General features: G+C 44.4%; 11 protein-coding genes. 2 read left to right on the top strand and 9 right to left on the bottom strand.

Features of this window, described 5'->3' with window-relative positions; translation table 11 throughout:
• Positions 1-126: 126 nt before the first annotated feature.
• Both gyrB and NIES208_RS00805 read left to right on the top strand, forming a co-directional pair.
• A complete protein-coding gene (gene gyrB, locus NIES208_RS00815) occupies positions 127-2,049 on the top strand; it encodes a DNA topoisomerase (ATP-hydrolyzing) subunit B (protein WP_075888739.1) in 1,923 nt (640 codons plus the stop codon).
• A gap of 291 nt (positions 2,050-2,340) precedes the next feature.
• Positions 2,341-3,153 carry a HEPN domain-containing protein gene (locus NIES208_RS00805; protein ID WP_075888735.1) on the top strand — a complete coding sequence of 271 codons (813 nt, stop codon included), beginning with the start codon at positions 2,341-2,343 and terminating at the stop codon, positions 3,151-3,153.
• 11 nt (positions 3,154-3,164) lie between these two features.
• Here NIES208_RS00805 and NIES208_RS00800 read toward each other — a convergent pair whose 3' ends face one another.
• The 9 genes from NIES208_RS00800 to pheA all read right to left on the bottom strand — a co-directional run bounded on the left by NIES208_RS00800 (position 3,165) and on the right by pheA (position 13,213).
• Positions 3,165-4,658 carry a GMC oxidoreductase gene (locus tag NIES208_RS00800; protein WP_075888733.1) on the bottom strand — a complete coding sequence of 498 codons (1,494 nt, stop codon included), beginning with the start codon at positions 4,656-4,658 and terminating at the stop codon, positions 3,165-3,167.
• A 53-nt stretch (positions 4,659-4,711) separates the two neighbouring features.
• The gene (locus tag NIES208_RS00795) at positions 4,712-5,299 is read right to left on the bottom strand and encodes a cytochrome c oxidase subunit 3 (RefSeq protein WP_075888731.1); all 588 of its coding nucleotides are present in this window, start codon (positions 5,297-5,299) and stop codon (positions 4,712-4,714) included.
• 212 nt (positions 5,300-5,511) lie between these two features.
• Positions 5,512-7,167 carry a cytochrome c oxidase subunit I gene (ctaD, locus tag NIES208_RS00790; protein ID WP_075888729.1) on the bottom strand — a complete coding sequence of 552 codons (1,656 nt, stop codon included), beginning with the start codon at positions 7,165-7,167 and terminating at the stop codon, positions 5,512-5,514.
• A gap of 81 nt (positions 7,168-7,248) precedes the next feature.
• Positions 7,249-8,139, bottom strand: coding sequence for a cytochrome c oxidase subunit II (locus NIES208_RS00785; protein WP_075888727.1), 891 nt, complete (start codon positions 8,137-8,139; stop codon positions 7,249-7,251).
• Positions 8,140-8,154: 15 nt separating this feature from the next.
• Positions 8,155-8,754 carry a DUF2231 domain-containing protein gene (locus tag NIES208_RS00780; RefSeq protein WP_075888725.1) on the bottom strand — a complete coding sequence of 200 codons (600 nt, stop codon included), beginning with the start codon at positions 8,752-8,754 and terminating at the stop codon, positions 8,155-8,157.
• Positions 8,755-8,810: 56 nt separating this feature from the next.
• Positions 8,811-9,311 carry a DUF2231 domain-containing protein gene (locus NIES208_RS00775; protein WP_075888723.1) on the bottom strand — a complete coding sequence of 167 codons (501 nt, stop codon included), beginning with the start codon at positions 9,309-9,311 and terminating at the stop codon, positions 8,811-8,813.
• A gap of 424 nt (positions 9,312-9,735) precedes the next feature.
• Positions 9,736-11,310 (bottom strand): sensor domain-containing diguanylate cyclase, encoded by a 1,575-nt coding sequence (locus tag NIES208_RS00770; RefSeq protein ID WP_075888721.1) that lies wholly within the window; start codon positions 11,308-11,310, stop codon positions 9,736-9,738.
• A 28-nt stretch (positions 11,311-11,338) separates the two neighbouring features.
• On the bottom strand, positions 11,339-11,911 hold the full coding sequence (locus NIES208_RS00765; RefSeq protein WP_075888719.1) for a putative pterin-binding protein: 573 nt from the start codon (positions 11,909-11,911) through the stop codon (positions 11,339-11,341).
• 450 nt (positions 11,912-12,361) lie between these two features.
• Positions 12,362-13,213 (bottom strand): prephenate dehydratase, encoded by an 852-nt coding sequence (gene pheA / locus NIES208_RS00760; RefSeq protein WP_075888717.1) that lies wholly within the window; start codon positions 13,211-13,213, stop codon positions 12,362-12,364.
• Positions 13,214-13,237 lie beyond the last annotated feature (24 nt).

The following is a 13,237-nucleotide window of genomic DNA, read 5'->3' as shown; positions in this document are numbered from 1 at the left end:
CCCCAGCACTAAAAGCGCTTCCATTTGCAGAGTATTTCGCCTACAAACCTTTCATGCTATAATTTCTGTCTGATTTAGCCAGAAAAACAGGCAAAGAAGTTTCACGCCCTATTTCGGAGTTTGTCCATGTCCAGTAATTACGGTGCCCAACAGATTCAAGTTCTTGAGGGTTTAGAACCAGTCCGGAAGCGTCCGGGTATGTATATTGGAACCACTGGACCGCGAGGCTTACATCACCTAGTCTATGAAGTCGTTGACAACTCCGTTGACGAAGCATTAGCGGGCTTTTGTGACGAGATTAACGTTGAGATTTTAGAAGATGGCTCTGTCCGCGTTACCGATAATGGTCGCGGTATTCCTACCGATATCCACCCCACCACTGGTAAGTCTGCATTAGAAACAGTGATGACCGTCCTCCACGCTGGCGGTAAGTTTGGCGATGGGGGCTACAAAGTATCCGGTGGTCTGCACGGTGTCGGTGTCTCCGTCGTTAATGCCCTGTCCGAATGGGTAGAAGTAACCGTTTGGCGACAAGAAACCGAGTACAAACAACGTTATGAGCGCGGTATTGCCAAGGGCGACTTGGAAGAAGCCGTCGCCACAGGCCACAAAACAGGGACTTCCGTTCACTTTTTACCTGACGCACAGATTTTTACGGAAACGACAGTTTTTGATTACAACACCCTCGCAGGTCGTTTGCGAGAATTGGCTTATCTAAATGCCGGTGTCAAAATTGTTTTTACTGACCATCGACCGGCAGAACCCTTCAGTACGACCTATTTTTATGAAGGCGGTATCAAAGAATATGTCGCCTTCATGAACCGTGATAAATCAGCCCTCCACGAAGAGATCATTTACGTTTCTGGCGAGAAAAATGGGGTACAGGTAGAAGTGGCCTTGCAATGGTGTATTGATGCCTACAGTGATAACCTGCTTGGTTTTGCCAACAATATCCGCACCATTGATGGTGGTACACACCTTGAAGGTCTAAAGAGTGTCCTGACACGCACCATGAATAGTGTTGCCCGAAAACGCAACAAGATTAAGGATAATGAGTCGAATTTGGCGGGGGAGAATATTCGCGAAGGTTTAACGGCGGTTATTTCGGTAAAAGTGCCGGAACCGGAATTTGAGGGTCAAACAAAAACTAAACTCGGCAACTCCGAAGTGCGCGGTATTGTGGATTCCTTTGTGGGTGAGGTGCTAAACGAATATTTTGAATTTAATCTTGGTGTTGTTGACAGTATCCTCGAAAAGGCAATTCAAGCGTTTAAAGCGGCAGAGGCAGCCCGTCGAGCACGGGAACTGGTTCGTCGTAAGTCTGTCCTTGAGTCTTCTCTCCTGCCGGGTAAGTTGGCAGATTGTAGTGAGCGGGATGCGGCAAAGTCTGAGATTTATCTCGTAGAGGGTGATTCTGCGGGTGGTAGTGCAAAACAAGGGCGCGATCGCGCCTTCCAAGCGATTCTGCCATTGCGAGGCAAAATCCTCAACATCGAAAAAACTGACGACGCAAAAATTTATAAAAATAATGAGATTCAATCTCTGATCACAGCGCTGGGGTTAGGCATTAAAGGGGAAGAATTTGATGCGGAAAAGTTACGTTATCACCGCGTTGTCATCATGACTGACGCGGACGTTGACGGTGCACACATCCGGACGTTGTTGTTAACTTTTTTCTATCGCTATCAGCGGGATCTTGTTGATCAAGGTTACATCTATATTGCTTGTCCTCCTCTGTATAAGTTGGAGCGTGGGAAAAATCATGTTTATTGCTATAGCGATCGCGAGTTGCAAGAGCAAATTAACGAGCTACCCAGCAATGCAAAATACAATATTCAGCGTTTTAAGGGTCTGGGTGAGATGATGCCCCAGCAGCTCTGGGATACTACGATGAACCCTGAAAGCCGTACTCTCAAGCGTGTGGAAATCGAAGACGCGGCCGAAGCGGATCGCATGTTTACGGTTCTGATGGGCGATCGCGTGGCTCCTCGGCGTGAGTTTATTGAGACCAACGCACCGAAGCTCAACATGCTCGATCTCGATATCTAGAAAAACGATCAATAAAAACAATCCTCAGGGGTGGCTGAATTTTAGTCACTCCTTTTTTATGTTATTCAGGTCGTTCAAGGAGGCGATCACACCAACGAATTGATGGGTAGTAGCTTCGCTACGATCAACGAAGAAATACTTTTCACATAGGTTTTTTACATAACCATGTACAGATTTCGGCTTCGTTTTTTTACGCATTTCCCCGGCAAAATTCAACATGAATCGCATCGATTAGAATTTTTTCTACCACAACAGCGGCCTTTGCTATTGGTCTCGCCAAACGAAGAATCAATGAGTAATGCTACTGAATTTATTTTTTCTGCTGGTGGCTTCGAATCCGAGCAAGAAGCTTTAGAACTTGGTCAGTCTCTCAAAAATTGTCTCTTAGTTCTTGGTGCAAAATGGCGTTTAGGAATCGATGTTGGTCACGATATTGCAAGTGGTACTTGGGCAGATAGCCTCAAGCAGATGATGGCTGAGAAATTCAACTTAAGACTAGTAGATAATGTTCACGGTTTATGTGTTATTCCCGATGACTTGCCATCTACTGCTATGACCATAAGTGCATCAGGTGTAGTTGACCCGAAGACAAGTCAGGATTTTGGAGAAGAAATACTTTCTCTACTTAATCAGTCTCCAAATTTGAACCAAAAAGATAGGTTGGCTTTCGAGCTTTATGGTTCGTCGCATTATGAAAAATCAATGCGCTCTAAATTCTTGACTTTAGTTCTCTCTATAGAAAGTTTGCTTGAATTGAAAGACAGGCAAGATGATGTTCAAAAATTAGTTGATCAGCTACAACAAATAGTTCATGATTCAGAAATCTGCAAACATGAAAAAAACTCCATTCGAGGAACTCTAAAATGGCTTCGTAAAGAATCTATAGGTCAAGGATTAAAAAGATTATCAGATACCTTTCTGTCCGATAAAGAGTATGGAGGGATACCAGCACGAAAGTTTCTTTCACATTGCTATGGTGTACGAAGCCAGCTGGTTCACAATGGCTGTCATAGTGACAAAACAGACTTAAATATACTTTCCTCTCAACTTGATTGTTTAGTGTCCGATCTCTTGATGAGGAAAATTGGTCTTGATGAGTTTTAAATATTTAATTTTTATGACAGCCGTTCAAGGAGGCGATCGCCGACCCGGAGAGCATTGGCAACGACAGTAAGCATTGGGCTAGTGGCGCTGCTAGATGGGAAAAAGCTGCTGTCAACGACGTAAAGATTATCGAGGTCGTGCATTTTGCAGTGGAGATCGAGGACAGAGCTGGCCGGATCTTCGCCAAAACGACAGGTTCCACATTGGTGCGCAACCACTGAAATTGGCATCCGCGCATAGGGGTGGGTTCCTTTAAATTCTTTATCTACTGCCTTTAATAATTGCTGCCATTTGTACAGGAGGCGATCGTGGGCTTCGAGGTTATTTTCCTTGTAGTGGAGATGAGTTTTGCCCTTTTTGATGAGGACTCGGTTATCACTGTCGGGTAAATCTTCCGTTTGTAACCACCAGCCCAGCGATCGCCGCGCGATTTGTTTGAGTCCAAATTTTGGTAAAAACTTTGCCGCAACAGAAAGTAATGGCGGTGATTCCGAGAAAATTACATCCTGCAAAATCCCGCCCGAATCCTGCACATGACCCATGGGATAAGGAAAATCTTTATCGCCCCAATAAAAATCATTCACGTAGAGCGATCGCTGAAATAATCCGTCTTCGAGGGTCGGTTCCTGTTCTACAATGACCGTCATCAATTGCTTCATCAGATTACGACCGACCAACCCAGAGCTATTGCCTAGGCCGTTTTCATGTTTCGCATTGGCAGATTTAAGGAGAAGCACTGCCGAATTAATCGCACCACAGGCCAACACCACAATATCCGCCGCAAATAAAAAAGCTTGGCCGCCGATAACTGCCTGAACTCCTTTTACCACTTTGCCAGAGGGATTCGTGTGGATGGAGGTGACCGTTGCACCAGTTTTTAAAGTGAGATTCGAGTTTTCTGCCCGTATCGCTGGACTAACCCCTGTATCTTCCGAGTCAGTACGTCCTTCCTGTCCAGTGCCAATGGGTAAATAATTGGGGTGCAAACCATAATCTTTAAACCGCTGGTTAATGGCATCTAATTGCGGTAACCGTTCTACGGGCGGAAAATCATAATCATTGCTGTGGCTGGGTTCCGTTGCATCATCATCAACTTTACCGTGAACCTGATAGAGCTTTTCTGCTTCCGCGTAATAGGGTTCAAAATCGTTGTAGCTCAAACCCCATGCTGGCGAAATGCCGTCCTTATGTTCGACCGCTTCAAAATCCCGCTCCCGTAGCCGCATCAACACACCGCTATAAATCTTGGTGTTACCGCCCACGCAGTAGCTAGTTTGGGGATGAAATGGCTCACCATCTTTGTCGTACCACTGTTCCGGCGCGTGATATTGCTCTTTTTTGAAAACCTCAACTTCCGTCAGTTCAGAGCTTTCCTTTTCCGTAAATTCTCCCTGCTCTAACACCAAAACCTTTTTGCCAGCCTCCGCCAGTTTTCGGGCAATGGTTCCGCCACCAGCGCCAGTACCCACAACGATTACGTCATAAATTTGATCATCGATAATCATGACTCACACACCACACATTCAAAGTTTTTTTGCAAAAGAAAAGCGGCTTTAAACTACTGCCAGAGATAAATTAGGCCAAATAAAATAATCCAAATCACATCGACAAAATGCCAAAACCAAGAGGTTGCCTCTACGCCAAATTGCCCGCCAACATAATTATTCGGCAAGAAAGAACGCCCCAGCATAATGCCCTGCAACAACACGCCAGTGAAAACGTGCAATCCGTGAAAGCCCGTCAGCAAATAGAAAATGCCGCCGTAAACTCCTGACGTGAAACCAAACTCTAGTCCTTGCCACTCCACTGCTTGACCGTATAGGAAGTAACTTCCCATCGCCATGGTTAGTAGCCAAAATATCCGAAATCCCCAGAGATTTTCTTTGTGGAGAAAGCGTTCGGCGACGTAAATCACGAGACTACTAGACACCAAAATTACGGTATTGATGGCGGGTTCGCGGATTTCTAAGCCTGTCACGCCAGCGGGAAGCCAATCTGTTGCCGTGGTTTTGTAGACGATATAGCCGACAAAAAAGCTAATAAAAATCACACTTTCCGACAACAAAAAGACGATAAACCCAAACATGCGGTTATCTTCTTCGTGCTCGTGGCTGGTTGTTACTGGAGATTCGTTAATGGCAGTCATAACAATAGTTGCGTGAATCTAAGAATTAAAAGTTCCCCTCTTAGGAGGGACTGGGGGAGGGTTCTTCGTGGATTGCGTAAGTTGTCGAAACCCCTTCCGCCCTTCGGGCACTTTCCCCAAGGAAGGATTTTAGGAGCAAGTAATATTTGTTGGGAGATGGCGAAGCCAGAGGGCTTGAATTTTTAGATTGAGGCGATCGCCCCTATCTTTCCCTAACCTCCCAAATTTTCTGTAAGAGGTTCAGATTTACCGTAGCCGTAAGGTTCAGCAACGACAACAGGCAATTCCTCAAAGTTTTCATGTTCAGGCGGAGAAGGTACAAGCCACTCCAACCCGATCGCCCGCCAAGGATTAGCCGGAGCCTGTTCACCATTAATCCAAGAACCAATCATATTAAGCAAAAACGGAATCGTGGACATCCCCAAAATAAAACCACCAATACTCGCTAAGACATTCCAAAAAGCAAACTCCGGATCATAAGATGCAACGCGGCGGGGCATCCCCATTAAACCCACTGGGTGCATCGGCAAAAAATTGAGGGTTGTACCGAGCATCGTCAGCCAAAAATGTAGCTTGCCAAGACCTTCGTAATACATCTTGCCCGTCATTTTCGGGAACCAGTGATAAACCCCAGAATAAATCCCAAAAACGATCGCCCCATAAATCACATAGTGAAAATGCCCCACCACAAAATAGGTATTATTCACGTGAATATCGACGGGAACAGAAGCGAGCATAATGCCTGTAATACCCGCAAAAACGAAATTTACCAAGCCGCCTAGCGCAAAGAGCATTGACGTATCCAGCCGTAACTTTCCGCCCCAAATCGTTGCCACCCAAGCAAAAACCTTGATCCCCGTCGGCACAGAAATAAGCATCGTCGAGAACATAAACAACATCCGCATCCATGGCGGCGTACCACTGGCAAACATATGGTGAACCCACACCACCGCACTCAGGGCAACAATAATCATCGAGGAAATGACGACTACTTTATAACCAAAGAGCGGCTTCCGGGCGTAGACCGGAAATACTTCCGAGAAAATGCCAAACACGGGCAAAATCATCACGTAAACCGCCGGGTGGGAATAGAACCAGAAAAAGTGCTGATAAAGAACTGGGCTACCGCCTTGGCTAGGATCAAAAAATGTTGTGCCAAAACTGAGGTCAAACAGCAACATTACCGCCCCCGCCGTCAACGCAGGCAAACCAAACAGTTGAATAATTTGCGCCGCCATCACCGTCCAAACGAAAGCTGGAGTCTTAAACCAGCCCATACCCTCACAACGCATCCGCACAATAGTCGTAACAATATTTACCGCTCCCATAATGGATGACACGCCCGACAGAGCCACAGCAACCAGCCAGAGAAATTCGCCGTTGAGCAAAACCCCAGAAGGATTCTGGACACTCACAGGCGGGTACGACCACCAACCCGATTGAGCGGGGCCACCGGGAGCGAGAAAACTCAAAATAAAGAGAATGCCGAACACTGGAACCATCCAAAACGCCACCGCATTCAGGCGAGGAAAGGCCATATCTCGCGCCCCAATCATCAGCGGCACAAGGTAATTTGCAAAGCCGGCCAAAACTGGAAAAGTCCAGCCGAACAGCATAATCGTGCCATGCATCGTAAACAGAGCGTTATAAACCGTGCGGTCAACAAGATCCGGCTCTGGGGTAATCAGTTCGCCGCGCATGATCATGGCAAAAATTCCCGCCACCACAAAAAAGAAAAAAGCGGTAACGATGTACTGAATGCCAATCACTTTGTGGTCGGTGCTAAAGCTAAAAAATGTGCGCCAGTTGGGCAGGGAAGTTAAGGGATATTCCCTGTCTCGCAGGGCTTCAGGTGAGGCTTGGGTCATGGTTTAGAAACGAAATAAAAGTGGTTTTTAAAAGAGAATCTGGTAGGGGTGACCATGGTCAACCTCTACAAATAAAAGGGGTCACGAATGAAAATTCACCATCGGTGCTGGTGCTGGCGGAACTGTTTTCCAGCCAAACTGTTCATCTTTTTGTTGACGACGGGCATATTCACTGGCGGCTTGGTTGGGGGCAGGGGTGGGGGTTTGGCGAGCGGCGTTGTTCAACCAATCCTGAAATTCCTCTTGGGATTCCACCACGACATCGGCCTGCATTGCCGCAAAGTATGTGCCGCTAAACATTGAATCCCGCAACCGATATTTTCCTTCGCGGATCGGTGTAAATTCAAAATCTGTATCTTCAAAGGGAATAATGTCTTGTTTCACCCGAAAGGCTGGAATATAAAAGCCATGGATCACATCCGGCGATCGCAGCACAAAATGCGCCCGTTGATCCACTGGGAGATGCAGTTCAGTGCTAGTGACATTCTTTTCGGGATAACGAAATGTCCATGCCCACTGTTTCCCTTCCACTTCGATATTGGTCATGGGGGTTGTGGCGCTCGTATCGGCCATTTTTTCCACAGGATCAATCGCGCCGTGCATATGTCCCGGCGCTTGAATATTCATGGCTTGGTAGGTTTGATAGCTGAAATACGCCAGATAAATCACCGTCAAAAAAGGAATTACTGTCCATACAATTTCAACGGTGGTATTGCCTTCAATGGGAGGGCCGTCGCTGGTATCGTAGCGTCCTGCCCGGTGGAACAAAATCGAAAAGGTAATGACCCCTGTCACACCAAGTAAAATAAATGTCCCGATCGCCACTAAAGTACTAAATAATTTATCGACTAAAATCGATTCCGCTGACGCTTGGGGCGGCAACCAACTATACGACCATTGCCCAACGAAATAACTCAAAACCGCGAGGGCGATCGCCATAATACCGAGGGAAATAACTGTTTTAGGTTTCATAATCTTTCTTGCCTCCTAGCGCAACACCACATTGGGATCTTCACCAAGACGCAGCAAATGACCCGCCGTATTGTGAACGCCAAACTCACCAGCAAGATGTGCCCCTAAGGTTCCGTGGACATACATCATAAATATAATCACCAGACCCGCTAGTAAATACCACCATTGCACCTGACGACTCATGTCATTACGCCACACATACCGCTGAAAGCCTCGCCAAACCGTCATGGCAACGATTAGAGTTAATAGCAACACCCCCCCCACACCATGCCAAAGCATTGTGTCAATCGCACTAAGATTCCAAGCACTTTTAATCTCCGGCGGTGAATCGACCAACAAAATTTCATAGAAGCCAGCGGCTACTGTCGGAAAGGTGATAATGGCAGCCGCCACCATGTTGTACCAACCCACATCAAAGAAATTTGACCGAGTTGCCGGGATCGCAAGGTACTTAAAAATAGGTCGTTCAAAGGTATAAAAAACACCGACAATATCAAAGGCAATGCCGATAATAAACAGTCCGAGGGTGAGATGCACCAGATTAGGATGGAGCGGCAAACTGTAGGGCAGACCGTTTGCTCCAAGGTTTAATTGTTGAATAGCGTCAGAATACATAGCTTCAGTAAATTAGTGCGATGCAAAATTAGTGCGATGCAGAAAATCCAGAAACATCACAGCAGCCCATCTTTGGCTGCTTGGACAACTTCTGTGGTGTGCAAGCCGTAAACCCACACTAAATTGTCACCAAGAATAACTTGATAAAAGACAAGGCAAACGAGCAATAAGCTGATACCGAGATATGCTGAGGGTAAAGAGTCCGGCGTTTTGGAGCGAATCACGTATCGCCACCCGGTAATCGCTGCGATAATTCCCGATAGCGACCAGCCAATAATAGTGTGGATATTTAAAATTGGTGCAACTGCATCGTAGGCGATCGCCAAACCCGCTTCAATTTGCCCGAAGAGAATAGCAATGAAGATCGAAACCGTCGCCACACACATATTCCACCAGCTCACTTCGTATAGCTTTTTGTTACCAGTGAAATAACCAACCACATCACAAAAAAATGCGAATAAAACCATCGCAATCACAAAATGCACCACAATCGGATGAATGGTGTCGGGATAGGGTAAATTATGCTCATTTAAAGGGGGCAGTAGATTGTCAAACATACATTAGATATCAATAGATAAAGTAGAGATGTCCTAAATCAGCTAGTTTTATATTTTCTTAACTTTGCTGTCTATTTGTAGAGTGTATTTTTAAGGTTTAGAGAATTAGCAACCGATCGGGGTAACGATTGCCCCTTCACTATCGCAGCCTCTATACATGCTAGCTCATAGCTCAAGTTTATGTTGTCAAAAAAAGGCAATTATTTCCCTAGAAATGAATCTAGAACAATCAAAAATATACCTAAAGAAAGGTGAACGATAAACGAGAGTTTGGTAGCCCCTTGAGTCTCCCATTACTGTTGATCAAGAGTCCAATCAATTAGACCGATAGCCCATTAAATGCAAAGGCGATCGCCACTAGATTTTTCTTTACAAGCTAACCCCACTCACCTTTCAACCCATCGAAAAATTACGTTTCAAGACTTTAAAATTGCAAAGCAGAGTAGCAGTTCCGTCCATCATGTTTCGCCTGATATAACGCTTTATCCGCTAAACTTAAAGCCTTCTCCAGAGACACCGCTTCCTGTGGAATACCCGATACCAGACCAATACTCAGAGTCACAGTTCCTTGAAGATCACGCCACTGATGCTTTAACTTTAAAGCCGCTAATTTATCCTGCATTTCTGTCACGATGGCGATCGCCTGTTGCTGATCCGTCCCAGGCAATAAAAGCACAAACTCTTCCCCCCCATAGCGAGCAGCAAGATCATCTCCACGTTGAGCAGCCCCACTAATCACCTGCGCCACTTGAAACAAACAAATATCTCCCTGCAAATGCCCATAGTAATCATTATATTTTTTAAAAAAGTCAATATCGACCAAAGCTAAAGATAAAGCTTTTTTCTCACGGATAGCCTGCTCCCACATCCGAATAGCATAAAGATTAAAATACCGACGATTCGCAATTTGCGTTAACTCATCAACATTGGCCTGGTGAGTTAATCGTTTATTGAGCATTTTAAGCTCCTCTTCAATTTTTTTTCGCTTAGTAATATCCGTGAGCAAGCCCAAAATATACTGTTCGCCATCACCATAAAAATCAATAAAAGTATTATTGACATAAAACCATAACCGATTATTTTCACGATCTTTTAGACAAATATCAAAACTTACTGCACCAGCCACCGTAAGCTCTAAAATCTTCTCCTTAAAAAGCACCTTAAATTCCTCAGATGCACATAAATCAAGGGCATTTTTATTTAAAAGTTCACCATTTTTTGTCTGAAACTGACGCGCTAGCTTTGAATTTAAAAAAACAATATTCTTCGATGGATCTAAGACCCAAATTCCTTCCTCCGCATTTTCAACAATCTTTTGATAACGCTCTTCACTTGAATTTAAAATTGCCAAAGTCTTTTGCCGTTCCTTAACAAATTTGATCATAAAAGCAAAGAAGGTGATCACAAGAAATAGCAAAGAAAAATAGGTGACAACTAATAAAACAAATAGTCTTTTTTTTAAAAGAGCAGATGACTTTTGCTGCCTTTGAATATACCTTTGATTTTCAATTGAGATCCCATGAGCAGTTTTTTCCATCTCCGCTAACAGTGTTGTAATCGACTCTAATTTTTGGGGAGTAATAGATTTAGCAAGGATGTCCGGTTTGTGGGACAACACAAAGTCTAAATTGTCTATATAGATTTGTAGCTCTAAACGGGCTGATGGCGAGAGGGAATAATAGTCAGATTGAATAGTGACAATACGTACACGGCTTTCGAGGATATCAAATTGTTGTTGCAGCAGACTCACTTCACTTTGTTCAGAAAGAGAGACCAGTAAAACTTGTAGTCGTAAGGTTTCACGCCCCAACTGACCAATAGAGTGCACGGTCTCACTGAGAACAAAATCGTCAAAGGGGTTATTCTTATCTATCTCCCGAAACAGGACGGTGAGCACTAGAGCAGAGATAGAAGTCGCCAAGCCCAAGATCCCAATGAGCACCTTGCCGATATTTTTAGTTTGAAAAATCCATGTTTTCACAGGTGTGTCGAGAGCCATGGACAGAACAAAAGCATAGGAATTTACCTTAGTAGACCGAAACTGACTCGATCTGCCATATCCAAAAATCCTGCCTTGGTATTTTTATTTCTGGTTTTTCGTTGAAGGGCGGCACAATCAACATGGCAGGGCCTCGATAGTTCCTTTCGAGATAAACACCGTTTTGCTTTAGTGCAAATAAGATCGGAATTTCGCGAGTTGTTTGAATGGGCACAGTAATAGTGTAATCGTTTAGGGCTGTAATTTCTAAAGATGTAGCATCTGGTTTAATTTGCCAGAGATCCATCAAATCATTTAATAGAACGCCTTCAAAAGTAACATTCTTTCGTTCGAATAAATCAAAAATTTCGTATTGAATGAGCTGCAATTTTTCAATCGTTGGCCGATCAAACTGTAGCTGATCTCCTTGATTTACGGCCTGAATCTTGCCAGTTACGGTCAATATTGGCTCTTCTTTGGGAATAGGTAATGGCTTTTCTAGGGTCAACTCTGCTGATCGCAGGATTGTGATAATAGGCTGTTTTTCTTGGGGCTGGGGTGTACAACCAATGAGTAGAAAAAAGGCGATCGCCACAGCGATAATTTTGTGAGAAAGAGTCATAAAAAATCAAACTAAATCCAATAATGCCAAGCAAAATAGAAACTTGAAATATAGTTTCAATGGCATAGGTACTTACGTTAAATTTTATGGCTTGACAGAAAACAAAGCAGTGAGGTCTCTGTAAAGCAAAAAGTCGATTTTCAATCGGGGTACTACGACTTTTATACAGAACTTAAGTAGCTCAAAGACCTTACAAAATCTTAAATCTAGAATTTATACGGAGATTTTAGTCATTTACGTTTTTACTTAATAAAATGGCTTGATCCGATGAAAACCGTTGACTTGAGAATATAAGCCCTTGATTTTCAAGGATGTTTTCAATATCGACTTGGATAAACTAACATCTACCTGATTTCTTATCACCTAGCTTCCATTAGGTAGAATTATTTCCTTTGTTACCTTACTCTCTGAATTTAGACGGGGAAAAACCTGAATTTATTTACAAAACCTTCACGCAAGTATCGCTTGGGGAATAGTGCGATAATTGCCGAAAATTTTGAGGATTTCTGTATGGGTCTGTAGTTCAGCTAGGGCTTTTTTGACGGCTTCGTCACTGAGACAACCGTCGAGGTCTACAAAAAATAAATACTCTCCCAGAGATCGTTTGGTTGGGCGAGACTCAATGCGACTGAGGTTGATATTGCGTCGAGAAAAAACTTCCAAGGCATTAACTAGGACACCCGGAATCTTGGCGGGCAGGGTAAAGGCAAGGGAAATCACTTCTCCTTCTGACTGGGGCGTTTTACTTAGAACCCAAAAGCGGGTGCAGTTTTTTTGAAAGTCGTTAATGGTGTCTGCGAGGATGGGGAGCTGATAAAGTTGGGCTGCTCTAGGGGAGGCGATCGCCGCAATTTCCGGTCGAGCCTCAAGATGTTGCAAAATTTCCGTCGTTGATTTCGTTTCGATCAGAGGCGCATGGTGAATATGTTTTTCTAGCCAACGCTGACATTGAGCCAAAGCTTGGGGGTGGGAATGCACCTCTTTTATCAGGGAAATTTCAGGGGCAAAGGAAATTAAGGCATGATGAATTGGCAAAATAATTTGATGGCAAATTGATAGAGGATGCAACTCCCATACCAGATCTAAAGAAATTGCCACAGAACCCTGAATAGAATTTTCGATGGGCACAACCGCTAAATCCACCTCGCCCTGTGCCCAAGTGTATAGACTCTGGGCAATACTCTGACAAGGAATAAGCTCTATATCCTGTTGCTGCTGCGACTGTAACCACTCCTGATAAGTAAACGCTGCCGCTTCTGCATTTGTCCCAGCCGGGCCTAAATGGGCAATTTTAATGGTCATACCCTACTATCAATTGCGAATGTC

This window comes from [Limnothrix rosea] IAM M-220, assembly GCF_001904615.1.
GTDB lineage: Bacteria > Cyanobacteriota > Cyanobacteriia > Cyanobacteriales > MRBY01 > MRBY01.
The sequence above is the reverse complement of the archived record's forward strand: the minus strand, read 5'-3'. Positions and strand labels throughout refer to the sequence as shown.

Coding starts and splice junctions, on each gene's coding strand:
- gyrB (WP_075888739.1), top strand. CDS start 127: ATGTCCAGTAATTACGGTGCCCAACAGATTCAAGTTCTTGAGGGTTTA.
- NIES208_RS00805 (WP_075888735.1), top strand. CDS start 2,341: ATGAGTAATGCTACTGAATTTATTTTTTCTGCTGGTGGCTTCGAATCC.
- NIES208_RS00800 (WP_075888733.1), bottom strand. CDS start 4,658: ATGATTATCGATGATCAAATTTATGACGTAATCGTTGTGGGTACTGGC.
- NIES208_RS00795 (WP_075888731.1), bottom strand. CDS start 5,299: ATGACTGCCATTAACGAATCTCCAGTAACAACCAGCCACGAGCACGAA.
- ctaD (WP_075888729.1), bottom strand. CDS start 7,167: ATGACCCAAGCCTCACCTGAAGCCCTGCGAGACAGGGAATATCCCTTA.
- NIES208_RS00785 (WP_075888727.1), bottom strand. CDS start 8,139: ATGAAACCTAAAACAGTTATTTCCCTCGGTATTATGGCGATCGCCCTC.
- NIES208_RS00780 (WP_075888725.1), bottom strand. CDS start 8,754: ATGTATTCTGACGCTATTCAACAATTAAACCTTGGAGCAAACGGTCTG.
- NIES208_RS00775 (WP_075888723.1), bottom strand. CDS start 9,311: ATGTTTGACAATCTACTGCCCCCTTTAAATGAGCATAATTTACCCTAT.
- NIES208_RS00770 (WP_075888721.1), bottom strand. CDS start 11,310: ATGGCTCTCGACACACCTGTGAAAACATGGATTTTTCAAACTAAAAAT.
- NIES208_RS00765 (WP_075888719.1), bottom strand. CDS start 11,911: ATGACTCTTTCTCACAAAATTATCGCTGTGGCGATCGCCTTTTTTCTA.
- pheA (WP_075888717.1), bottom strand. CDS start 13,213: ATGACCATTAAAATTGCCCATTTAGGCCCGGCTGGGACAAATGCAGAA.